The 24,408-nt window shown below is 65.8% G+C and carries 14 protein-coding genes and 1 pseudogene; 2 read left to right on the top strand and 13 right to left on the bottom strand.

Annotated elements, in window-relative coordinates; genetic code table 11:
• Positions 1 to 31: 31 nt before the first annotated feature.
• Genes ACLFKU_RS32765 through bcsB form a run of 3 tightly spaced genes read right to left on the bottom strand, consistent with a single transcriptional unit; the run spans position 32 to position 7,683 of the window.
• On the bottom strand, positions 32 to 3,991 hold the full coding sequence (locus ACLFKU_RS32765; protein ID WP_410851883.1) for a cellulose synthase subunit BcsC-related outer membrane protein: 3,960 nt from the start codon (positions 3,989 to 3,991) through the stop codon (positions 32 to 34).
• Positions 3,970 to 5,265: a cellulose synthase complex periplasmic endoglucanase BcsZ gene (gene bcsZ / locus ACLFKU_RS32760; RefSeq protein ID WP_410851882.1), complete on the bottom strand. Its 1,296-nt coding sequence runs from the start codon at positions 5,263 to 5,265 to the stop codon at positions 3,970 to 3,972. The genes ACLFKU_RS32765 and bcsZ overlap by 22 nt, the downstream gene beginning before the upstream one ends.
• 3 nt (positions 5,266 to 5,268) lie before the next feature.
• The gene (gene bcsB / locus ACLFKU_RS32755) at positions 5,269 to 7,683 is read right to left on the bottom strand and encodes a cellulose biosynthesis cyclic di-GMP-binding regulatory protein BcsB (protein ID WP_410851881.1); all 2,415 of its coding nucleotides are present in this window, start codon (positions 7,681 to 7,683) and stop codon (positions 5,269 to 5,271) included.
• Positions 7,684 to 8,080: 397 nt separating this feature from the next.
• Between bcsB and ACLFKU_RS32750 the strand changes: the two genes are divergently transcribed.
• Both ACLFKU_RS32750 and ACLFKU_RS32745 read left to right on the top strand, forming a co-directional pair.
• Positions 8,081 to 8,503, top strand: a complete 423-nt coding sequence (locus tag ACLFKU_RS32750; RefSeq protein ID WP_410851880.1) for a diacylglycerol kinase — start codon at positions 8,081 to 8,083, stop codon at positions 8,501 to 8,503.
• Positions 8,504 to 8,760: 257 nt separating this feature from the next.
• Entirely contained in the window at positions 8,761 to 8,922 is a 162-nt protein-coding gene (locus ACLFKU_RS32745; RefSeq protein WP_013089029.1) for a DUF1328 domain-containing protein, read from the top strand.
• A gap of 25 nt (positions 8,923 to 8,947) precedes the next feature.
• On the opposite strand, the gene ACLFKU_RS32740 is transcribed toward ACLFKU_RS32745, so the two are convergent.
• The 10 genes and pseudogenes from ACLFKU_RS32740 to ACLFKU_RS32695 form a co-directional block, all read right to left on the bottom strand.
• Positions 8,948 to 9,133, bottom strand: a complete 186-nt coding sequence (locus tag ACLFKU_RS32740; protein WP_410851879.1) for a hypothetical protein — start codon at positions 9,131 to 9,133, stop codon at positions 8,948 to 8,950.
• A 39-nt stretch (positions 9,134 to 9,172) separates the two neighbouring features.
• Positions 9,173 to 9,802, bottom strand: a complete 630-nt coding sequence (locus tag ACLFKU_RS32735) for a GNAT family N-acetyltransferase (RefSeq protein ID WP_410851878.1) — start codon at positions 9,800 to 9,802, stop codon at positions 9,173 to 9,175.
• A 99-nt stretch (positions 9,803 to 9,901) separates the two neighbouring features.
• Positions 9,902 to 10,453 (bottom strand): dTDP-4-dehydrorhamnose 3,5-epimerase, encoded by a 552-nt coding sequence (gene rfbC, locus ACLFKU_RS32730; protein WP_368587577.1) that lies wholly within the window; start codon positions 10,451 to 10,453, stop codon positions 9,902 to 9,904.
• Between the two features lie 116 nt (positions 10,454 to 10,569).
• Entirely contained in the window at positions 10,570 to 11,562 is a 993-nt protein-coding gene (locus tag ACLFKU_RS32725; RefSeq protein WP_176123405.1) for a GlxA family transcriptional regulator, read from the bottom strand.
• A gap of 796 nt (positions 11,563 to 12,358) precedes the next feature.
• Positions 12,359 to 18,307, bottom strand: a complete 5,949-nt coding sequence (gene uvrA / locus ACLFKU_RS32720; protein ID WP_410851877.1) for an excinuclease ABC subunit UvrA — start codon at positions 18,305 to 18,307, stop codon at positions 12,359 to 12,361.
• A gap of 243 nt (positions 18,308 to 18,550) precedes the next feature.
• Positions 18,551 to 18,778, bottom strand: coding sequence for a hypothetical protein (locus ACLFKU_RS32715; protein WP_410851876.1), 228 nt, complete (start codon positions 18,776 to 18,778; stop codon positions 18,551 to 18,553).
• Between the two features lie 44 nt (positions 18,779 to 18,822).
• Positions 18,823 to 19,257, bottom strand: coding sequence for a hypothetical protein (locus tag ACLFKU_RS32710; RefSeq protein ID WP_410851875.1), 435 nt, complete (start codon positions 19,255 to 19,257; stop codon positions 18,823 to 18,825).
• A gap of 99 nt (positions 19,258 to 19,356) precedes the next feature.
• The gene (locus tag ACLFKU_RS32705; protein ID WP_410851874.1) at positions 19,357 to 22,221 is read right to left on the bottom strand and encodes a tetratricopeptide repeat protein; all 2,865 of its coding nucleotides are present in this window, start codon (positions 22,219 to 22,221) and stop codon (positions 19,357 to 19,359) included.
• A 20-nt stretch (positions 22,222 to 22,241) separates the two neighbouring features.
• Complete coding sequence (locus tag ACLFKU_RS32700) at positions 22,242 to 23,822, bottom strand: hypothetical protein (RefSeq protein ID WP_410851873.1); 1,581 nt, start codon at positions 23,820 to 23,822, stop codon at positions 22,242 to 22,244.
• 172 nt (positions 23,823 to 23,994) lie between these two features.
• Positions 23,995 to 24,281: pseudogene (locus tag ACLFKU_RS32695) on the bottom strand (transposase); the annotation flags it as partial.
• Positions 24,282 to 24,408 lie beyond the last annotated feature (127 nt).

The raw sequence follows: 24,408 nt of genomic DNA, 5'->3' as shown, positions 1-24,408 counted from the left end.
TCTGCTGTCCCAGGTCTCGTTGCATCGCCGTTCAATAGCTCGAATAAAGTCGTACCGGCTGCGGCGACAGACGGTTGTCCTGCCTGCGCGCATCGAACGTATAGCGCAGATAGACGAGCGCGGCGCTCGGCGCGTAGTCGTGCGAGCGATCGATGCTCAACTGCGCGCCCAACACCAGATGCGGATCGGCGCGATACTCGACCACGCCCGCGAGCCCGTACGAAAACGCGACGCCGCGTGTCGAGCTGCCCGTATTGACGAGACTCTCGAGCCCCGGCGCCGCACCGAGACCGGCAGGCAGACCGTTCGGGTAGTACGGCGAATCCCGCTCGTACGAATTCGACACGCCGACGGTCGCGCTCAGATCCCACTTCAGCGCGCCATGCCGCCCCAGCCATTCGAGCGGCACGCCGAGCGAAAGATAGCGCTGCGGACTGTAGTAGCCGCCCTGCCCGAACGAATAGAAGCGCAGGTTGTTCGTGTAGTGCCACGCATTGCCGACGAGGCCGGTGCTCACCAGTGAATTCGCGCGCCGATAGACCGGCATCGTGAAGCCGGTGCGCAGCGTGAATTCCTGATTGCTCGCGACGTTGCGCCCCGTCAGTTCACCCGCGCCGAGATCGGCGAACAGGTTCGCTGTGCCGAGATCGAACGATGCATGCAGATCGATGCCATCGCGGCGCACGCCGCCCCACACCGTGCCGGTCACCGGATCGTGCATACCGGCATACGACAACTGGCTACCGGTTTCCGGACGGCGCGAGCCGCTGACCGAAAAGCTCGCCGGTCCCGCGTCGAACCGATAGCGCACGCCGCCGACGAGATAAGACACGGGGAAACCGAGCGGCGTCGTGCCGAAGTCGAAGCGCCACGCGTCGGACGTGTAGCCCGCGCCGAGCGCGACGCCGGTGGCCGACTGATGCAGATACGGCAAGCCCGCGGCCAGCGCGGCGAGTTGCTGCGGCGACAGGCCGAGCGACGTGCCGAGCTTGTCGGCCGCGCCGAAGCTGCCGAAGGTATCGCGCGTAAACGCGTTGCCTTCGCTGACATCCAGCGTGCCCGCGTCGAGATGCACGGTATCGATGTGCGCGAAGAAATGGCCGTCGTAGCGATACGGGATCTGCACGTACACCGGCACCTGCCACGCGCGCAGCTGCGAGATGCCCGCGTCGCCGGACTTATAGGCGGGCAGCCAGCCGGTCTCGATCGACGGATTGCGGCGCTGTTCGAGATCGTCGAGCGCGGCTCGCGCGGGGGTGCCATCGGGTCCCGCGCGCACGCCCGCCGAGCGTTCCTGCGCGAGCGACAAACGGTACAGCGAAGCGGCATCTTCGTACTGCCCGAGATCTTCGGCGATGCGGCCGCTTTGCACCGTCACGTCCGGCCGCGTCGGATACGCGACGCGCAGTGCCGTCGTGATCTGCTGCGCGTCGCGCGCTTCGTTCAACGCGGCGAGGCGGCGCGCGGCCGAGAGCCGCGTGTCGACGTCGTCGGGTGCGGCGCCGTCGAGCACGTCGTGCACCACGCGCAGCGCAGCGCCGCGCTGGCCGCTTTGCTCCAGCACGCGGGCCAGCGCGAGCTGTGCTTGCGCATCGTTGGGCTGTGCGGCGAGCAGTGGCGCCAACGTCGCCCGCGCGGCCGCGTAGTGGCCCTGCACGCGCTGCAGATCGGCGAGTTCGAGGGTGTAGCGCTTGTCGCGCCGACCGGCGGAGCTCACCGCCGCGAGTCGCTGCTCGGCCGCTTCGTAATCCCCATGATCGATCGCTTCGTCGGTTTGCCGTAAGGCCGCACGCAGCGCCTGATCCTCGAGGCGCGCGCGTTGAGCGGCATCCAGCTTCAGCCGCGGATCGTCGCGCAACTGTTGTAGCCATGCGGACACCTCTGTGTCGCGTCGCGCGCTGCCGAGCAGATCGCCGTAACGCAGCCGCACGTCCGCATCGGCCTCGCCCGGATGCGCATCGATCCAGTCGCGCAGCAACGCGAGGCCGCGTCCGGCGTCGCCCGCGTCGATCCACTGCGCGCCGACCGACGCGAGCAGATTCGGATCTTCGCCGGCCAAAGCGCGTGCGTCGTCGAGCAGGCGGAGCGCGCTTGCGCGATCGTCGCTGGCGAACGCGGCGCGCGCGTCGGCAAGCTTTCGTTGCGTTTGCAGATTGCGATCGAGCGCCCGCATACCATCGGTGCGCTCCTGCTCCGGGATCAGCGCGAGCGCCGCTTGCGCGCCGCTCAGGTCATCGAGCGAATTGCGGTAAAGCGCGCTCGCATAGCGCATCTCGGCCGATGGCGCGAACGCGAGACCCTCGTCCATCACGTTGCGGCCGAGTTGCGGCAGGCCGAGATCGCGGTACAGACGCGCGAGCGCGAAACGTGTCCACGCTGCGTCGGGCTCGCTGCGCAAGGCGGCTTCATAGCGTTGCGCGGCGGGACCGCGCTCGCCGTCGGCGAGCAACTGGTCCGCCTGTTTGGCAAGCAGATCGGCGCGCAGACGAGCGAGGCTCTGGCGACCGTCGGCGGCGAAGCGGCTTTGCAACGCGTCGATCAGCGGCTCGACCTGCGCCGCGCGGCCGGTGTTTTCGTAGAGTGTCTGCGTGCTGCGCAGCGCCGCCACGCTCGGCGCATGGCCGCTCACCATATCGCGCAGCAGCGGCTCGGCCGCGCGCCAGTCGTGCTGCGCGAGCAGCGCGTCGGCGAGCATCAGCTTCGCGTCCGCGTTGTCCGGCTCCATCGCGAGCGCCGCGCGCGCCGCCCGCTCCGACTCCTGCGCGTGGCCCGCCGCGGCGGCCGCGCGGCCTTGCGCGAGCGTGCCCCAGAATTGCGCGGTGCGCGCGAGGCTCTGCCATTTCGCGCGATTGTCGGGCGCGAGCGCGGCCGCGCGCAGAAACAGCGTGCGCGCTTCGTCGTGCCGCCCGGCCCGCATGCGCGCGATGCCGAGACCGCCGACCGCGTCGGCATCGTCGGGACGCGCGCTCGCGGCGCGCGCGAGCAGCGGCTCGGCGGCTGCGAGATCGTTGCGCTCGAGCGCCTGCAGACCGCGCTGCTGGGCGATGTAGTCAGGGTTGCGTTCGAGTTGCCGTTGCGCGTCGAGGCGCGCTTCGAGCGTCGCGACCCGCTCGCGGAATTCGGTGTCGTCGGGCACGAGTTGCAGATAGGCGCGCAACGCCGGCAGATACGCGAGGTCCGCACCCGCCGATTGCAGCACGTGACGCCACGTGTCGAGCGAGGCCGTGCGATCGGAGTCGGGCCGCGTCGCGAGATTCCACGCGATGCGGTTGGCCTCCGCGCGCGTATCGCCGCGCGTGTTCAGCAGATTCGCGAGCACCAGCGCGGCGCCGACGTCGGACGGATCGGCGGCGATCCGCCGATGCAGCGCGACCAGCGCCTGCTCGCGGCCCTCGGGCGTACCCGCGAGAATCTGGTAGTACTCGGCGCCGAGCGAGCCCGACGGTGCGCCGTGCGGAAACAGCAGTTGCAAACGCCGCGCCGCTTCGGCGGACTGGCCGCTACGCGCGAGCAAACGCACGGTCGCCAATTCCTCGCGGCCGTTGGTGGCGACGCGGAATTCGTCGTCGAGCTGCTGGATCACTGCGCTGCCTGGCGCTTCGGCGCGCAAGCGTGCGAGCGTCGCCTGCGCGGCTTGCGCTTTGCCGAGGCGCAATTCGATGCGCACCTGCTCGGCGAGCAACAATGGATCGCCGGGCGCGGCGAGCAGCGCCTTGTTGATTGCCTGCAACGCAAGGTCGTCGCGATGTTTGGTCGACCACATGCGCGCGGTCGCGAGCAGGCGTTGCGCGGCGGGGCTTTGTGGCGGCGCTATGGTTGGCGGAGCAACGGGCGCCGCCAGTGATCCGATGGCAGCCGTGCGCGCGGCCGTCGTGCGCATCGCTTCGGCTTGGCCCGTGTCGCCGTATGCGTGACCCGTGATCGCCGCGGCGCATGCGCACGCGAGCACGCCGAAGCGCGCCACGCGCGTTACTGCGCTGCGGCGCTGCACGACGTGCTCCAGTGCGGATCGAGAGTGCCGTCGGCGGCGAAGCGATAGCGGCCTTCGCGCCAGCCGAGCGCGAACAGGCTCAGCACGCTCGTGTAGTAACCGGCGGCCGACTCGCGATCGAGCGCGGCGACGCGTGCGATCTGCGCATCGGCAAGCGCGCGCTGGCCGCGCGCATCGAGAAACGGCACGGCCGCCGCCGAAAAACCGGCGTTGCCCATGTTGATGCCGGCACGGCCACTGGTCGCGTCGACTTTCTCGGGCGGCGCGCCGTGCGCGGCGATGAAGTCCGCGAACGGCGCGAAGCGCGCGAGCAGCGCCGGCGCGAGCGGATCGCGCCGGTCGAGCATGCCGGCCCACAGGTACACGCGAATCGCGTTATAGGCGCTCTCGGCGTGGGTCTCGGCGTCGGGTGCGAAGCCGCGGTTCGCGCGGTACAACGCCCAATCCGGCGAGAAGCCATGCGGCGCGGTATCGATCAGGATGCGGCGCGTGCTCGCGAGCAAACGCGGCCAGCGCGGATCGTCGGGCAGCCGCGTAGCGAGGCCGCGCAGCAGCTGCGGCGGCATGTAGCTCGGATTGACGCGCCACACGTCCGGTTCCGGATGAAAGCCGACCGGGCCCGGCAGCAAGGTCAAGCCGAGCCCCGGCGCGTTGGCCGTTTCCTCGTCGAGCACGCGGCGGGCGAGCACCGCGCCGCGCGCCGTGTAGCTGCGCTCGCGCCACGCGTCGCCCGCTTCGAGCAGCGCATAGGCGATCCACAGGTCGGCATCCGACGACGCATTCGCGTCGAGCACGGCCCAGTTGCCGTCGGACGAGCGGCCCCACAGCCATGCAGGCAGACGCGCGGTCAGATCGCCTTGCGCGAGATGCTGCTCGGTCCAGCGCAGGATCGTGTCGAAGGCCGGGCGGTCGTTCGCGACGAGCGCGAAAAACAATGCATACGATTGGCCCTCCGACACCGTGCGCTCGTCGGACGAACCGACGTCGATCACGCGGCCATCGACAGAAAGGAAATCGCGCTTGAACTGCTGCCAGCGCGGCCAGGGCGCGGCGGTGCATGCGGTGATGTCGGTGCCGCTGGGCTGCGGCGCTTGCGTGGCGAACGCGTTGGGGCTGCTCGCGAGCGTCAGCATCGTGGCCAGCACCGTTGCTGAAACGGCCGCCATTGTTCGCTCGGGCCTGCTCGTAGACTTCGCGGGCAGGCCCGCGCCAGTTTCAACGCCCACCCCGTCGCGCGCTGCCCGCCACAGCGCCCCGCCCTTCGACTGACTCATCGATCAGACTCCCCGGCGCCGCGCGGCCAGTTCCTGCAACGCGGTGAACGCGCCGATCGCGAGCAGCAAACCGGCGAACGCGCCGAGCACGCCGAGCAGCACCGGATGCTGGATCGCCTTGCTCCACAGCCGCGCATACCAGGGCACATAGCCGACCAGATAGGTGTCGCCGACGCGCATGCTGTCCACCTTGCCATCGCGCAGCAAAGCGACGTCGCCCTGCAATTGCGCGACGCGGTCCGGCTTTTCGAGCATGTCGAGCAGTTGCGACAACTGCTGCTGATCGGTGGCGCTCAGTGCGACGACGCTGCGTCCGTGGCTGCCCGGCAATTCGAAGCCCATCAGCGCGGCCAGCGGTCCGTCGCGTTCGATGCGCGCGCCACCGTCCGGCCGATGCACGTCGCTGTGCACGTCGCTGTGCACGTCGCTGTGCGCGGCGCCGTCGCGCCGGGCGGTGCTGTGCCACTGCTCGTCGACCGCGAACGAGGCGCGGGCGAGCGGGCTCGACGCAGCGGCGCCCGACGCGGCGGCGTCGACCGACTGGGCGCCGATCGTCAGCGGCAACGCATTCGGCCAGCGCGCGAGCCACGGCGCCGAACCGTTGCCGCCGATCACGAGCAGATCCTTGCCGCTCAGCTGCGCGAGCTCGCGCGGCCGCGCGACCTGCACGCGCAGCGCCGGATAGCCGGTCCATTGCCCCATGTGGCCGAGCATCGTCAGCAGGCTTTCCAGTTCCTGCGGCGCGGGATGCTCGGGAATCACGACGGCCGTTTGCGACAGGTCCGCGTAGCGCGTGAACGGAAAGCCGCTGTTCGCGAAGAACGCGAGGTTCGGCATCCGTGCGTAGTGGACGAAATCCGAGAAGTCGATCGTCGAGTCGGGATCGACCGCGGCCTGCACCGGGCTCGTCGCGACGCCCTGACAGAGCCCCGTCTTCTGCGAATCGAGATTGAAGCGCAGCTGCAACTGGTTCGAGCTGCCGACCCGGAATGCCGGAATGTCGAGCGCGCTCGTCGCACGGTTGGCGTTGTTCGACAGCACCGGCAATTGCAGGCGGCCTTGCGCGTCGTCGGCGGTCGCGAGCGCGAGCCGGTACGACTTGACCAGCTGATCGTTGATCTGCACCGCGAGCGCCGAGTTGTTCTGCACGGTCGGCGCCGTGTAGCGGTACTTCAGATTCAGCGGTACGCCCGCGCCGTTCCACGAGTACAAATCGGCGGGCACGCGCAGGTTCAAGCGGATCGCGTCAGGCGTGCTGCCGCGCACCTGCAGTTGCGACGGATCGTCGATCAGTTCCTTGAACGAGACGGGCCGGTCGACCGGCAGCCAGCGCGGCGCGTCGTAGGGCTTCCTCGGTGCGCCAGCGGCGAGCTGCGTGATGCGCACTGCGGGACCCGCGAGCGCGGTCGTGCCGAGCACCAGCGCGGTGCTCGCTTCATCGACTTCGGCGGCGCTTCGGCCGGTCACGATCAGCAGCTTGCGGTTGGGCGCGACGGGATTGTCGGCGACGATCAGCATCGGACCGTTGATCGGCGGCAGCGTGAGGCCAGCGGGCAACTGCTCGCTGCGCGCGACGACGACCGCGTGCGAGTCCGTGGGCAACGTCGACAGCGCCGGAAAGCGCGCCTGCCGGTAATCGGCCTGCGCACCGAACCACGAAGCGAGTACGCCCGCGCTGCGCAGCGTCGCGTTGTCGGCGGCGGCCGGCAGCACGAACGGCAGACGCAGCCGGTTCGCGTCGCGGTGATCGAAGAACGGCGCGGGCAGCAGCGCGAGATCGTCAGGCAAATGGATCGGCGCGGTATCGACGATGAATTCGCTCGACGGACTCACGTCGGCCCACAGCGCCGAGTTTTCGGGGTCTTCGCAATGCTCGAGCGTGTAATGCGCGATCAGTCGCAGACCGATCTGGTTGTAGTCGGTCAGGAAGCGCGGATCGAGCGGGATGTCCTGGGTGACGAGCTTGCCGGCGTGCTCGCGATCGAACGGCACGGTCGCGATCACTTCGTTGTTGACCGACACCTTCAGATGCGACATCGCGAACACCAGCGATGGCGAATACGTGTAGCGCAAGCGCAGTCGCGCGGCCGTGACCACGCGATCGAGCCGCACGCCGAGATTGACGGTGCGCGCGTCTTCGACACCACGCAGCGTCAGCGGCTGATACGCGCCGAGGGTCGCGAATGAAACGCGCGATGTGCTGGAGCCGGATGCGGGTGTCGGGACGCTGGCAACGTTGTCGAGGTAGTTGGCGCTGGGGCTGGCCTGTGCGGCACTCGCGCTCGCGACAGTGAGCGCGGCCGGCGGATTCGCCGCGGCGGCGACGACAGGCACCGATGGCGCGGCGCCCGACGCGACGGCATACAACGCGCCGACAACGGCGGTCAGCGAAACGCACAACGACACAACTGGTTTCATGAACAGCTCAGCTTGTTGGACCTCGACCGTGCGCGCCCGAGTGAGCCGCTCACGGTGCGAATCCGGTCTGCCGCGCGAACGCGCGAAGTGGGAAATCGGACTGCCGGGCGCGCACAGGAGAAACACGCGGCGCACCATTCCTCGTATACGGAAAATCCGGCGAAACCTTGAGCGGAACGAGCAACGGGAGTGACCAACATTTGAGATTCGAGCGTGATCGGCAGCAGCCCTAACCGATTACGCGTTCCTTTCATTTTTTCCGAAGCCGGTCGGTCAGGCGAGAAGGTGCCAGGTGCCTGCCGCTGTTGGGCGGCGCAAAGATATCACAATTTGCAACCTGATCGACATCTTGTAACATCGACGGTCATTTGCTGCACATCAACCATCATCCCGAAACATGTCTGATCCGGCCGACTCCCTCGCTCACCAGACCATCGCGCCGCCCGCAAAGCGCAGCGGTCCGCTGCGCGGGCTGTTCGCGTTGCGGCATTCGTACGCTGGCATCGTCGCGACATTGCGGGCGGAAAGCGCGTTCCGTCAGGAAGCCGCGCTCGCGGCGATCCTCGTGCCGGCCGCGTTCCTGATGCCGGTCGACGCCATCGCGCGCGTGCTGCTGATCTCAGTGCTGCTCGTGCTGTTGGTGGAGCTATTGAATTCGGCGATCGAGGCTGCCATCGACCGGATCTCGTTCGAGCGGCATGAGTTGTCGAAACGCGCGAAGGACTGCGGCAGCGCGGCCGTAACCATTGCACTGCTGATGTCTGTGCTGACGTGGGGCGTGTTGTGCGGGCCGCTGGCGTATCACTGGCTGCGCGGATGACCCGCGACGGGCTTTACGTAGTCCGCAGCATGGTTGGCACCTGGCGCGCCTGGCGGGAGGGAATGCAAACGTTAGCGCCGACTCGACGGTAATCTCGCGCGCCGCGAAAGATTCGTCACGCAAACGTTGGCGTCAATCAAACGATGGCACATGTATTGCTGAATTCCGCTCGCCGGCATCTCACCCGTGAAGCCGCGTGACGTACGCAACGGGGCGCCGTTCAAACGTCATTTCAACAATCCACCGGTGGAGGCACCATGCTTCGATACGCTGTGATTTTCTTCATCATCGCCATCATCGCCGCAGTGTTCGGCTTTGGAGGCATTGCCGCGGGCGCAACTGAAATCGCCAAGGTGTTGTTCTTCATCTTCCTGGTGATCTTCCTCGTCACCCTGCTGATGGGCGTGATCCGACGCTGAGGGCTGCATACAGCGTTCGGTGAATTCACCCCTCGCCCGATGCGAACCGGCGACGCTGCGTTGGGGCCGCGTTCAGGATTGCACCGCTGCGGTCGCCGCTGCCGCCGTTGCCGCCGTTGCAATAGTTGCCGCAGCATATTGCAATAGTTGCCGAAGCATCGGGCGCTTCCAGTCCGCTTTTTCTTCCGCTTCTCGTGCGCTGCTTTTCCACTGCTTGTCTCCGTATGCCGCGGACGTCTGCGGCTACGCTTCAGGCCGCATGCGCGATCCGCGGCGTCGCATGCAAACGCCGCGACCAGTTCGCGAGCGTGCGTATCGCAACCGGCGGCTTGCTCAGAATCGCGCTGTCGTAGCACTTGTCCGCGAAGCGCATGAAATCGACGATGCGAAACCCCTGCCCGCGATAGAACGCGATCTGCTGTGTGGCCGGTTGCGGTGTATCGAGTGCGAGTTGCGCATAGCCGCGTGTCGCGGCCCAGTGCTCGGCGAACGCGATCAGCAGCGTGCCGATGCCTCGCCCCTGCCACGCGGGATCGACCGCGAACTGGCGCAAGCTCGCGACATCGTCGTGCCGGTAGAGCTCGCATGATGCTTCGCCATCCGAAGCATAAAGCGTCATCGTGCCGACGATCTGGCCGTCGCATACCGCGACATGGCAATCGCCGCGCAGCACACGTTCGCGGGTTGTCTCGATGGTCTGATCCACGCACGTGCAATTGAGCCCCTGCGCGCCGAGCGGCGCGAACGCGCGATGCAGCAGCGCCGTCAACGCAACGAACGAATCGCACGATGCGTCGAAGCGCCTCAGTTCGACGTGGCCGGCACCACCACATGCATAGCGGACCGGAACGGATTGCGGACGGCTTGCGCGACGCTTCACGTTGAGCACCTCGTACTGACTGGATGCCCGAAGTGTAGGGTCGGCCCTTGAGCCTCTCAAGAAAAAATGTCGTAAAAACTCAGGCCGATCACAAGTCGTTCACGAGATGTTTTCGGCTTCGTACAGACGGCGCCCCCCCGCATCCTTGCTGCCGAGAATGGGCTGAAAGTCGATCGGCCAGTCGATGCCGATGTCGGGATCGGACCACAGCAGGCAGCGTTCAAGTTCGGGAAACCAGTACTCGGTGGTCTTCCACACGCACTCGGCGACATCGGACAGCACGACGAAGCCGTGCGCGAAACCGGGCGGCACCCACATTTGCCGGTGGTTCTCTTCGCTCACATACTCGCCGCTCCATTTGCCGAAGTTCGGTGAGTTCAGGCGCACGTCGACCGCGACGTCGAAGATCTCGCCGCGCACGACGCGCAGCAGCCTTCCCTGCGGACGCTGCACCTGGTAGTGCAAGCCGCGCAGCACGCCATGCACGGCGCGCAGATGGCGGTCTTGCACGAAGTTGAAACCCTGCGCGACGTCGTCCGAAAACTCGTCCGCGCTGAAACTCTCGAAGCAGAAGCCGTATTCGTCGATGAACACTTCCGGCTCGATGAGTTTCACCTCCGGCAATGCCGTCGCCATGACCCTGTTGCCCATCGCCACTGTGCTCGTAAAAAGGCTGGCCAGCGAACATACGGCCGCTTTCGCGACCGCGTCCAACAGACGAGGCGCGCCCGCGGCGCGGGCGCGATATCGCACGCTATAGATACATGCTACGCCTCAGTGGCCGCCCGGCTTCGGGCGCGATACTCGGTTGGAGACAAAGCCATGCGCTTGCGGAAGATTTTCGCGAGACGGTCCCCGTTGCCGGTGCCGCTGCGACGCGCGATCTTGTCGACCGGCAATTCGGTCTCGGTCAGGAAGTTGCACGCGATGCGCAGCCGCACCTGCAGCAGGTAGTCCGACGGCGTCACCTGCATCTCGTGCTTGAAACGGCGCAGGAAATTGCGCTCGCTCATTGCGGCGACCTGCGCGGCATCGGCGACCGAGACCGGACGGTCGCAGTTCGCCTCCATCCAGCGCGCGGCCGCGCGAATCTTTTCGGCGACGCTCAGCGTGCCGCCCTCGGCCGGCAGCGGCACCCACGTCGAGGCCATGCCGGGCATCACGCGATCGGCGACGCTGCGTGCGAGCTCCGCGCCCAGGTCACGCTTGATGAACATCAGCGCGCTGCGCGCGCAGTCATGACGGTCGTTGGCCGCGCTGAACGCGCCTTCGCTCGCGCTCGCGCCCGGGTAGCGGCTCATCAGGCCATCATGCTCGGTCGGGCCGGCCGCTTCGAGCACGAGGCGTCCCTCGCCGATCGTTTCGATCGCGCGGGTGCGCGATTGCACGGCGCGCAGCCAGTTCAGCAGGCGTTCGTCGCGTGCGGCCACGTGGGCGCCGTAGCCGCCCGCAATGAACAGCACGTCGAAACCGCCGCCAAAGCGCGTGTCGATGCGATCAGTCCAGATGCGCGCCGACGACGAACTGGCAACATTGCCGCCTTCCATCGACAGGAACTGCACTTCGTAGGGCGGATCTTCGCCTGCGCGCGTGCCCGCGAACTCGTTGGCGGTCTGGAACATTTCCACGACGGTACCGGGGCCGAGCAGCCAGAAGCCGTCGAACAGCAGTATGCCGATTCGCCGCGCTGCAGTACGGACGTTCAACGCAGGCGTGTGAAGCCACGTAATTCTCGTTGTATCAAGGTGCATGTGCGGCATGATCTTTCCCCAAACGGGCATACGTTGTGGACCCCGATTTGCCCCGTCAGCAGACGGAACGAGAGAATGCGTTATTACGGCGGGAAAACGGACTAACGCCGCATAAAGGATTAAGCGTGATGTTAGCGGAATGGATCGCTATAGTAAATTTGAAAAGGAGATTTCATCACGACTAGCCATGTCTGACAAAAAGCGGTTATTGAGCGATTGATATGAGCGGCCGACAGGGCCGGCAACTATGCAAGGCTGAGCGCGCAGCGTGGGGATATCTTACCGCAAAGCCTTTGCGGACGGCACTCTCGCCCGTTCGGGCAAAGTTGCCGATAATGCGAAGCGCAGTGGACCCGCCTTACCGAGTACGTTTCTTGCCAGATCAAAAATGTTTCAATCGTGAACTGCTTATGGTCCCGATTATGTCCGCGCAATTCGGTAGTTTATTCGCAAAGCGTAAAGTTATTCCCCGCGCCATTAGGCATTTCCGCGGCATTCGTTCTGGGTCCAAAATTAATATCCAAATGCTGATTTATCGGGGGTTCTAAAAACGTTTCTATTTTGAAACATCGCCGGTCGCTTTCGTATGAATTAATCGCGCGGATGCGTCGCGTTTGGCGAACCTCTGGTGAGTGGATGCGGTGCAGCAATCACGTGTGGCGCACACGCGACGAAGCGCGGGCCGTTGCAACCTGACGAGTTGCAACGGCGCATCTGATGAGCGCGCCCGAAATGCGCGCAAACAGTCGATTGGGGACCGCAAAGCGCGGCGTTCAACGGCCGCGCCGCCGCTCGTCAGCTTGCCTCAGCCATTGGTCCCCTCTCCGGCCAGCGTCGCCGTAGCGGCCGTGCGCGCGAGCACCGGCCGCAAAGCCGCGCCGGTGTGACTCGCGGCCACGCGCGACAGGCTTTCCGGATCGGTTGCCGCGACGATCGTGCCGCCGCCCACGCCGCCCTCCGGACCGAGATCGATGATCCAGTCCGCCTCGGCGATCACATCGAGATCGTGCTCGATGACGACCACGCTATGCCCGCCATCCACGAGCCGATGCAGCACGCGAATCAGCTTCGCGACGTCCGCCATATGCAGGCCGACCGTCGGCTCGTCGAGCACGTATAGCGTATGCGGCGGCTTCTGGCCGCGCCGGGTGAGGTCGTCGCGCACCTTGCTCAACTCGGTGACGAGCTTGATGCGCTGCGCCTCGCCGCCCGACAACGTAGGCGACGGCTGGCCGAGCGTCAGATAGCCGAGCCCGACATCCTTCATCAGTTGCAGCGGATGCCCGATGTTCGTAATCGACGCGAAGAACTCGACCGCTTCGTCGATTTCCATCGTCAGCACATCGCCGATGTTCTTGCCACGCCACGTGACCGCGAGCGTCTCCGGATTGAAGCGTTGACCGTGACAGACATCGCACGGCACTTTCACGTCGGGCAGGAAGCTCATGCCGATCGTGCGCACGCCTTGGCCCTCGCACGCGGGGCAGCGGCCCTCACCGGTATTGAACGAGAAACGCGACGCGGTATAGCCGCGCGCGCGCGCCTCCAGCGTGCCCGCGAACAGCTTTCGGATCGCATCCCACACGCCGATGTAGGTGGCGGGACACGACCGCGGTGTCTTGCCGATCGGCGTCTGATCGACTTCGAGCACGCGGTCGATGCTTTCCCAGCCGGTGACCGAATCGCAGCCCTGCCACGTGTGCGTGACGTTCAGCGGCGCGCGCGGCGCCGAGCGCGCGAGCACGCTCGAACGCCGGTTCGCGGTAGGTTTCTGTTCGGCCGCCGCACGCGCGCGGCGGGTGGCCGGCGACGACAGCACCGAGCGCCCGACCGCATCGAGCAGATTGGTCATCAGCACGTCGCGCGCGAGCGTCGACTTGCCCGAGCCGCTGACGCCCGTGACCGCGACGAGCCGCGCGAGCGGAATGCCGACCGTCACGTCACGCAGGTTGTGCAACTTGCCGCCATGCACGGTCAGCCAGTTCTCCGGCACCGCGGCTGCGCGCTTGCCCGGCGCGACGACCTCGCGACGCGGCTGCAGCGGATGCACGATCGGCTGCGCGAGGAAGCGCCCGGTCAGCGAATCGGCCTGCGCGGACAGGTCCGCGACGCTGCCCTGCGCGATGAGCGTGCCGCCGCGCTTGCCCGCGCCCGGCCCGATATCGATGATGTGATCGGCGCGCCGGATCGTATCTTCGTCGTGCTCGACGACGACGAGCGTATTGCCCTTGTCGCCGAGCTTGCGCAGCGCGTTGAGCAGGATCTGGTTGTCGCGCGGATGCAGGCCGATGGTCGGCTCGTCGAGCACGTAGCACACGCCCTGCAGGTTGCTGCCGAGCTGCGCGGCGAGCCGGATGCGCTGCGCTTCGCCGCCCGACAAACTCGGCGCCGCGCGATCGAGGCTCAGATAGCCGAGCCCGACTTCTTCGAGGAACTGCAGCCGGCTGCCGATTTCACTGATCACGTCGCGCGCGATTTCGGCATCGCGGCCCGTCATCTGCAGCGTATCGAACCATGCGCGGGTGTCGGACACGGTCCATTGCGCGACATCGACGATCGCCTGCGAGTCGAACGTCACGGCACGCGCGACCGGATTCAGACGCGTGCCCGCGCAATCCGGACACGGCTCGTCGACGAGCCCTTCCGGTTCCTGCTCCTCCGACGGCAAGCTCTGTTCACGGCCGCGATTGTCATCGACGACGATCGTGTCGTCGTACGCGGCGCGCTGCTCGCGCGTCAGCGACAGCCCCGTGCCGACGCAGCTCGTGCACCAGCCATGCTTGCTGTTGTACGAGAACATGCGCGGATCGAGCTCGGGGTAGCTCGTGCCGCACACCGGACACGCACGCTTCGTCGACAGCACCTTCACGTCGCCGAGCTTCGCGGTGGACTTGCCGCCGTTGAGCGCGTCGTGCAGGCCGTCGAGCGGCGCGAGCAGATGCATGATGCCTTTGCCGATCTCGAGCGTCTGATCGAGCGCTTCGCGCAACTCGGCTTCGTGATCGGCCGAGATGACGAGGTCCGCGACCGGCAGCTCGATCGTGTGCTCGCGGAAGCGGTCAAGCTTCGGCCACGGATCGACCGGCACGAACTCGCCGTCCACCCGCAGATGCGTATTGCCGCGCGCTTTTGCCCATTTCGCGAGGTCGGTATAGACGCCCTTGCGGTTCACGACCAGTGGCGCGAGGAAGCCGACATGCTGGCCCTTGTGATCGCGCAGCAACTGCGCCGCAATCGATTCGGCGCTTTGCGACGTGACCGGCGTGCCGTCGTGAACGCAGTGCTGCAAGCCGAGCTTCACGTACAGCAGACGCAGGAAGTGCCACACCTCAGAGGTGGTCGCGACGGTACTCTTGCGGCCGCCGCGCGACAGCCGCTGCTCGATCGCGACCGTCGGCGGAATGCCGTACACCGCGTCGACTTCGGGTCGCCCGGCCGGCTGTACGATCGAGCGCGCGTACGCATTCAACGATTCGAGGTAGCGCCGCTGACCTTCGTGGAACAGGATGTCGAACGCGAGCGTGGATTTGCCCGAGCCCGACACGCCGGTGATCACGTTGAACTTGCCGTGCGGAATGTCGACGTCGAGCGCCTTCAGGTTGTGCTCGCGCGCGTTGACGATGCGCACCACGTCCTCGCCTTCGATCGCGCGCCGCGCGCGGGCCGCGCTCAGTGCCTTCTGCAGCGGGATGCCTTGCGGCCCCGCTTCCGCTGCGATGCCCATCGCGCGGTCGTATTGCAGCAACGCCTCGCCGGTATGCGACTCGGCACACGCTTTCACTTCGTCCGGCGTGCCCGCGCACAACACGCGGCCACCGCCGTCGCCGCCTTCGGGACCGAGGTCGATGATCCAGTCGGCCGCGCGGATCACGTCGAGGTTGTGCTCGATCACGATCAGCGAATGACCGCTCGCGAGCAGCTTCCCGAACGCCTGCATCAGCTTCGCGATGTCGTCGAAATGCAGGCCCGTGGTCGGCTCGTCGAACATGAACAGACGCTTCGCGACCGCCTGCTTCGCGCCACGCGGACTACGCGCCTGCGCCGATTCCGCGAGAAAGCCCGCGAGCTTGAGCCGCTGCGCCTCGCCGCCCGACAGCGTCGGCACCGGCTGGCCGAGCTTCACGTATTCGAGCCCGACGTCGACGATCGGCTGCAGCACGCGCAGTACTTCGGCGTCCTTGGCGAAGTACGCGGCAGCCTCGCTGACGGTCAATTCGAGCACGTCGGCAATACTCAATGCGCGCGCGGGCTCGCCTCGCTCGATCTTCACTTCGAGAATCTCCGCGCGATAACGACGCCCGTCGCAATCGGGGCAGCGCAGGTACACGTCGGAGAGGAACTGCATTTCGATGTGCTCGAAGCCCGAGCCGCCGCAAGTCGGGCAGCGGCCGTCGCCCGAGTTGAAGCTGAACATGCCTGGGCCGTAGCCGCGCTGCTGCGCGAGCGGCGCCTTCGCGAACAGCTTGCGGATTTCGTCGAACGCGCCGACATAGCTGGCCGGATTCGAGCGCGCGGTCTTGCCGATCGGTGACTGGTCGACGAACACGACGTCGGTGAACTGGTCCGCGCCCATAAGCGACTTGAACGCGCCCGGCGCTTCGGTGGCGAGGCCGAAGTGGCGCGCCATCGCCGGATACAGCACGTCCTGCAGCAGCGTCGATTTGCCGGAACCGGACACGCCGGTCACGCAGACGAGCCGCTGCAATGGAATTTCGACCGTGACGTCACGCAGGTTGTGCTCGCTCGCGCCTTCGAGCACGATGCGCGGCGTGCTCGCGTCGACCGCGCGACGCGACCAGTGCGCGGCATCCGCGACATGGCGCCGGCCGCCGAGGTATTCACCGGTCAGCGTGCCGGTCGAGCGGATCGCGTCGGGCGCGCCGTCGAAAATGATCGAACCGCCGCGCTCGCCAGGCCCCGGACCCATATCGATGAGCCGGTCCGCCGCGAGCATCACCGATGGATCATGCTCGACCACGACCAGCGTATTGCCCGCGTCGCGCAGCCGGTGCATCGCCTCGACGATGCGGTTCAGGTCGCGCGGATGCAGGCCGATGCTCGGCTCGTCGAGCACGAACAGCGTCTTGGTCAGCGACGTGCCGAGCGCGGTGGTCAGGTTGATTCGCTGCACCTCGCCGCCCGACAGCGTGCGGCTTTGCCGATCGAGCGTCAGATAGCCGAGACCGACGTCGCAGAGATACTTGAGGCGCGTGCGCACTTCGGCGAGCAAGAGCTTCAGCGCGTCGTCGAGCAACGCGCTCGGCAGCGTGATGTCGTCGAAGAAGCGGCGGATGCGCTCGATCGGCATCAGCATCAGATCGTGCACGGTGAGACCCGGCAACGCTTCGAGCTGGGTGCGCGACCACTGCACGCCGCGCGGGATGAAGCGGTGCTCGGGCGCGAGCACGTCGTTCGCGTTCGCCTTGCTGCCGAGACGCCACAGCAGCGATTCGGTTTTCAGGCGCGCGCCGCCGCAGGTTTCGCATGGCGTATAGCTGCGGTACTTCGACAGCAGCACGCGGATATGCATCTTGTACGCCTTCGATTCCAGATAATCGAAGAAGCGTTTGACGCCGTACCAATGCGTCTGCCACTTGCCGTTCCAGTCCGGCGAGCCGTTGATGACCCAGTTGCGCTCGCGCTCGCTGAGCTCGCCCCACGGCGTGTCGCGGCGGATGTCGGCTTTCGCCGCGTAGCGCATCAGATCGTCCTGGCATTCCTTCCACGCGGGCGTCTGCATCGGCTTGACCGCGCCTTCACGCAGCGTCTTGCGCGCATCTGGAATCACCAGACCGAGGTCGACGCCGATCACGCGGCCGAAGCCGCGGCAGGCATCACAAGCGCCATAGGCCGAGTTGAACGAGAACAGCGCGGGCTGCGGATCGGCATAGCGCAGATCGCTTTCCGGGCTATGCAGGCCGGTGGAGAAACGCCAGATGCGCGGCTCGGCGGCTTCGGCTTGCGGTTCGTCCGAGGTGGCCGGCAGCACGTAGATATTGACGCGCCCGCCGCCGCGCTTCAGCGATGCCTCGATCGCCTCGATCGCGCGCGCTTTATCGACCGAACGCAGCCGGAAGCGGTCGGCGACGACGTCGAGCAGCTTGCGCTTGCCGGTCGGTGAATCGACTTCCCGTTGCGCCTGCACGCGCGTATAGCCGCTCGCCGACAGCCACTGCTCGACCTCCTGCTCGGACGCCGAATCCGGTAGCTCGACCGGGAACGTGACGACGAGCCGCGGCTCCTCCTGCTCGGTGCGTTCGAGCAGTTCCGCGTAGATCGTCTCCGGCGTGTCGTGCCGCACCGGGTGCGCGGTCTGGCGGTCGAACAGCTCGGCCGCGCGCGCGTACAGGAGCTTCAGATGGTCGTTGAGCTCGGTCATCGTGCCGACCGTGGAGCGCGAGCTGCGCACCGGGTTGGTCTGGTCGATCGCGATGGCGGGCGGTACGCCGTCGACGCGGTCGACCTGCGGCCGATCCATCCGGTCAAGAAACTGGCGTGCGTACGCACTGAAGGTTTCGACGTAGCGGCGTTGGCCTTCCGCATACAGCGTGTCGAACACGAGGCTCGACTTGCCCGAGCCCGACGGCCCGGTGACGACCGTCATTTCGCCGGTGCGCACGTCGAGGTCGACGTTTTTCAGGTTGTGCTGGCGGGCGCCGCGAATGCGGATCGTGCCCTGGGTCTTGTTGCTGCTCGGGTTGCCGCCTTGGGGGGTGTCAGCGAGGGTGTCAGGGGTTGCGTCGTTGGAGGACAATTTTTCCGACCGTCTGAAGGAGTGGTTCACCTCTCACGGCCGGCTCTCGCGACCGCGCAAGTTCGGTGCAGCCGGGACGGCGCGACAAGCGCCCGGAACCCTGGCTGTAGGGGGATACTATACTGTATGTTTATACAGTTTTCCATGACGGGCGGAGTTGCGCTGCGCGCGTTGTGCCTGGGGACGGAATTCGTGGGACTCGCGCGGGTTTTCGAGGCTGAAAGAATCGCGTTTAGCTCGGCCCTAAAGCGCCTCGACACACCTACCGCCGAAACGCAGCGCAATCACGCCGATCACCAGCGCGACGAGGGCGCGCGAGAACCACACCTTGAACGCGATCGGAATATCGAAGACGTCGAACGCTTGAATCAAGCTGTAGAGGCCGACGCAGATCGCCACGATGCCCAACGCGAGCAAGGAGACGGCGAGCGTTTGAAGCGCGGATCGGCGACGAACGTCTCGCTTTGCCACCGGCGCGGTCGCCGACGACTCCTGGCCCGGCCTACCAATCGGCCTCACGTGCTCAGCTTGCGCATATGCTGGCCGGTGCCGGCGTCCGAGCCGCTGGTGTCGTCGTCCGGCTTGCCGGCCGTCACGAACTGCACCATGAAGCACAGCACGAAGCAAAGGATCATGACGCAGCGGCCCGTCGAGAAAAACGCGCTCTTTCCGGGGACGACGAAGTTCACGGTACCTGTTCTGTTGTGGGCGACGACGCCTTGTGCGATGGTGGATCGGGAGGTAGGGCCTTGCAGTGCTGCTGGTGCACCCTGGACAAAGCGGGTAATGGCCAGTGCGCCGGCGAACGCACAGGCTACGTGCAGAAGGGTCAACCAGGGCGGCAGCGGATGCCCCGGATCGACGAGCGTCAGATTCAGGCCGGCCACGATACCGGCACACGCGGCGCTCAATGCGAAGGCCAGCAGCCACGATTTCAATCGCAGGTTCATCGGTTTTCGCTTCGATAAAAAACGTTCCCTTTGGTTATCGGTAGAGCACGAATTTACTTTAGCGACGCCTCAATGAATCTCGCCGGATGCCGACGGACCTCACTTCATCTCCGTCGCGACATTGATTGCAGGAACGGTCATCAGCAGGTTTTCCGTCAAAAGATCCGCGCGTTCCCGCTCCGCTTCCGTGAGCCCGGCACGAACTCGGGCCTCGACGATCCGGGCAGGCTGCACGAAACACCGCCAGCCCGGTTGCGCCCCAAAGGCGGATTGCGCACGCCTGAGCCACGCGTCGCCGAGCGCCCTGTCCCGCATCACGCCGCCGCCTCGCCAGAACAGAATACCCATCTCGATCTGCGCGAACGGCATTCCGGCGAGTGCCTTGTTCAATGCCGACAACGCGTCGAAGTCGAGACGATCGCCTGCCTGCATCGCATCGGCAGGTGGCGTCGAAGTTGGTCCTCCAGCCTTCGTCGATGGATCGCCTTCGAGTGCGAGCCAGTATCGGGCTCGCGCAGTCAGCGCCACCGCCCCGTCGTCATCCTGCTGATGCAGTGCAAGTGCAATCGCCGCCTGACGCGACCCGAGCGCGGCCGCCTTCCGATACCACTGAGCGGCGAGCGTGTCGTCGCATGCGACGCCATTTCCAGTCTGGTAGACATTGGCGAGTTCATTCGCCGCGTCTGCCGAGCCCGCGGTCGCAGCCTTCTCCAGCCAACGCCGGGCGATCTGCGGATTTCTTGCGACGCCTCTTCCATAGAGGTAGGCTTCGCCCGTCAGGTCCATCGCACTTGCGCTGGCCGCCGCCGCGCGGCTCGCCCACTCTAATGCCTCGAGATCGTCGGACTCCCCGCCGAGCCCACTGAACAGATGCGAAGCCAGGGCGGACTGCGCGTCCACATTGCCGTGCTCGGCAGCCCGTCGAAACCAGTACAGTGCCGCGCCGAAATCAACGGCGACACCGCGCCCCAGATCGTAGGAGTCTGCGAGCATCAATTCGTATGCCGCGTCGCCATTGGACGCGAGCCGCCATTGCCAGTACGCGCGCGTCGCCGAGGGCAGAGGCGGGTCAGTCGCGAAACCGGTTGCCAGTTGCCGCATGGCGAGCGTATCGCCTGCCCCGGCCGCCGCCGTGCACCAGCGCTGAGCCTTCACCACATCGGGGGCGACACCTGAACCGTTCGCATAGGCGAGGCACAGAATGCGCTGCGAGACCTCGTCGTTCGACTCTGCGCCTCGTGTGAACCATTGCAGCGCGCTCGCCTGATCCGGCGCAGCGCCTTCGCCCTTCGCATACAGGGTGCCCATCGCAGCATAGGCCGGACCGAACCGCTGCGAGACCGCCTTGATCAACCACTCCCGTGCTGCGGACTGTTCGTCCGGTGACGGCCGTTTGAGCAACAATATTGCCAAAGCCGTTTGGGCCTGCGCGTCACCATGCATCGCCGCACGTTTCAGATAGGATTCACCTAGCTTCTCATCGCGCGGCACGCCATTGCCGTTGATATACAGCATGGCGACAATGCGTTCGGCTTCCCGATCACCGCCATCGGCAGCCTTGCGATACCAGGCGAATCCCGCCGCTTTATCCGCTGGCGCGCCCTCCCCCGCAAATAGCATCCCTCCCAGCATCACTTGCGCCTGCGCGTTGCCGCGCTGTGCGCCAAGTCGGGCGAGCCGGTAAGCTCGTGCGAGATCACGCGGCTCGCCGAGCCCGGCGCGGGCCAGCGACGCGAGGTTATACGAGGCAATGCCGAGTCCCTGCTCCGACGCCCGCTCGTACCAGAGCCGTGCCTCTCCGATATCACGGCGGGTACCTTCGCCGGCCTGCAGCATCGTGCCGAGATCGTTCTGTGCAACCGCGAGGCCCGCCTGCGCCGCACCGCGCATCCAGCCAATCGCGGCGTCGAAGTCAACAGGACAACCTTGTCCCAGCCGGTATTGCACGGCCAGCGCGAACTGGGCATTCGTGTCGCCGTTGAGCGCGGCCTTGCGATGCCATTCAAGTGCCAATACATCGTTGCGTGTGACACCTGTGCCTTGCGCGTACAGATCGCCCGTGCGGCGTTGCGCGTAGGCCAGACCACTGCGTGCCGCTTCCGTCATCAGCGAAAAGCCGCGCAGAGCATCCGGCGAAACCCCCTTTCCCGACAGATACAGTTCGGCCAGCATCGCCTTCGCCTCACGCTGGTTCCGCGCCGCCGCCGCGGCAAGCCAGCCAGCCGCGCCATGCGCATCCGCGACGATGGCGCTGCCGCGCAGCAGCGCCATGCCGAGCTGAAATTGCGCGTCGGCGTCGCCCTGCAGCGCACCCTGGATGAACCACGCGACACTGCCCGCCTCGTCGCGCGGCACACCGGGTTGGCCGACGAACAGCATCCGCCCCGCATTGGTCGCACCAAGCGGCTCGCCGTATCCGGCGGCACGGACGAACAGGCGATACGCCGAGGGAAAGTCGACCGAGCCGCCTTCGCCGTTGTAGTCCATCAGGCCGAGCGTTTCGGCAGATCTTCCATCGCCGCCTTCCGCCGCGCGACTAAGCCACTGACGCGCAAGGCGCGGATCCTTCGGCACCCGGTAGCCTTCGCGATAAAGGGAGCCGATAAGCCGTTGGGCGCGTGCATCGCCCTCGGCTGCCGTTTGAGTGAGAATCGCCAGCCCGGATTTGTCGGGCGGCGCGGCATATCCGAACAGGACCATCTGACCGTAGATCACGCGTGCGGCAGGATTGCCCCTGGCCGACTCGGCGGCGCACGTCTTGCGCAACTGCGCAGGCGTGCCGAGCGGTGCCAGCGAAAACGCATTGCGCGCTGTCATGAGCAAGAGGCAAGGCGACGCCGCGTCGTTGAACGACATGGCGGCCGGCGTGCCGGATACCTGATTCGCCGAACCCAATGGCGCCGATGGCAGCGCCTGCGTAACAGCAGGGCAGCTTGCGCCAACGACGAGCACGAGCGACAACAATCGTCTAGCAGCCGCTCCTGTCACACGGCTCCCCTTGTCGCCATTCCCCACTCGTTGGTCCCATACGGCTGAAGATCGTTGATGCGGCCGACGTAGGCCCGCGCGGCAGCATCGTCATGCTTCACAAAGCGTTCGTAGGCGGCCGCCATGAACCATGTTTCCGCGAGCGCGTTTTCGAGCATCTCCGGCACTGGAATCATGACGGCCTGGGCATACACCATGTCGATCGTCGCGCGTCCCTGCATATATAGCAGCAGCCAGCGACGATAGTTGCCCAGTATTGGCTGTGCATTGCGCCGGATGTATTCATCGAAGTACGGATTCACCGGCGCCGAGCCGCCGCTGCGCGCGCGTACATACAGGTAGGTCGAGGCCAGATAGTCCTGATCGAATGGCGCCGCACCTTGTGCGTTGTCCGCAAGTAACTCGATGCCGTTGACCCAGTCATGCTTCAGGATGTACGCCCAGGCGAGCGACATGGTCAGCTCGCTATACCTGCCGTAGACGCTCTTCTTATCCGTCGCGCCCTCCAGTTCGCCGCGCATCCTGGCGATCAGAGGAGCGGATTGATCGATAGCATCGTCTAACCGGTTCAGCCCGACAAGCGTGGTGATCCTCGACTGCCGGAACGCAATGTCGTCCGGTGCCAGAGCGATAGCCTGGTCGATAGCCTTGAGCGCCTCCTGATGCCGATTGGAATTGTCGAGGTACGCTGAAATATCGCTATAGGCCGTGGCCTTCTGCTGCTGCGTTGTCGCTGTCTTCAGCGACAGCTGTGCCGTGCTCAGCGCATGGGCTGACAGTTCGCGCAACGGGTTGTCGGTGCCAAACGGATGCCGGCGCTCGCTCGCGGGATCGATCTTCAGCGCGGCCAGTTTGGCCCGCGTTGGCTCGTCGATGGCCGGGTCGATAGCCCAGCGCGCGAACGCCACGTAATCTGCACGCGCACCCGTTGTATCACCAATAGCCTCCCGTTCCACCGCGCGCAGCCGATAAGCCTCTGCGGACGCGCACTGGATCGCAAGTCCCTTCGAGGCCGCATCGATCGCTTCCTGATGCCGCCCCAGTCCCCCGAGCGCACGACCGAGCGCCACGTAGTACGGCGTGCCGAGTATCGTGTCCAGATTGTGTTTCGGCTCGTGCGCCGCCTGGATACGATCGAGCGTGTCGAGCGCCTCTTTGTAGCGAAGATTGGCGACATACAGTTGCGCGAGCATTAGCAGCTGCAAATCGGTCGGCGCCGGCGTCAACGCGACGCCTGCCTCTTGCGCGTCCAATGCCGCGGCAGGTTGCTTCAGAATCGTTTCGACCACCGCGAGTTGCTGCTGCATGGTTGCCCGCATTTCGACAGTCAGGCTCTGCGAGGCAAGACACTGTCTTGACAGTTCGACCGCTTCGTTGAATTTGCCCGCGCCCGTCGAGATGAAAACGCCACGACAGGCAGCCAGCACGTCGGGCGGCAAGCGGGACCATGCCTCTGCAGCCTTTGCGGCGGCATTACCGGTGGTCGGCGGTGAAACTGGCGGTGTGGGCGGGTGCGCACACGCACTCAGACCCAACGCAGCGAATGTGAAAACGGCCCGGCTAACGATGTTCTTCATGTTGTGTTCCGAAGGGCGTGTTCGGCCATGGTCATGCTTGCAACATGGATGGCCTTTCCTGGATGAACCAGGATCATCTATCGGCAAATGCTTTGGGATTCTTGAGGAAAACCGTGGGGCCGCCTTGGGCCGGGCTGTTAGAGGTATGGTCGCTTGCGTTTGGCTGAGTTCGACCCATCGCTCGCAACCTCGCCAGAAGCGTTGCGTGCAATCGATCCCACACGTCGGCTTGTTGCCAATCGCGTAGCCTTCGCCAGCAACTGACGCCCGAGCCGCATCCCATCTCTGCCGGCAAATCTCGCCACCGGATACCGGTCTTCAGCACGAACAGGATGCCGGTCAGCGCAGCGCAATCCGGACAGGCTTGCGGCACGGATACTTGAAGCGGCGTGGCTTCGCTGGTGATCGCAGTGGCTCGATCAGTACCCACAGTTCGTCGTCAACGATTGGTTTTCCCAGCTCCTCGATCCACTTGTCACAACGACCGAGGTTAATCTATGGTCACCCCCGTTTTTGCAATGCTGAATTTTTTGGCGCGTTGGGTTTGCGTAAATCTATCCGGCGTCAGAGCGGGATGAGCCGTCGC

The organism is Paraburkholderia sp. EG304, from assembly GCF_046543485.1.
GTDB classification, from domain to species: domain Bacteria; phylum Pseudomonadota; class Gammaproteobacteria; order Burkholderiales; family Burkholderiaceae; genus Paraburkholderia; species Paraburkholderia youngii.
This window is presented reverse-complemented; position numbering and strand designations above follow the sequence as displayed.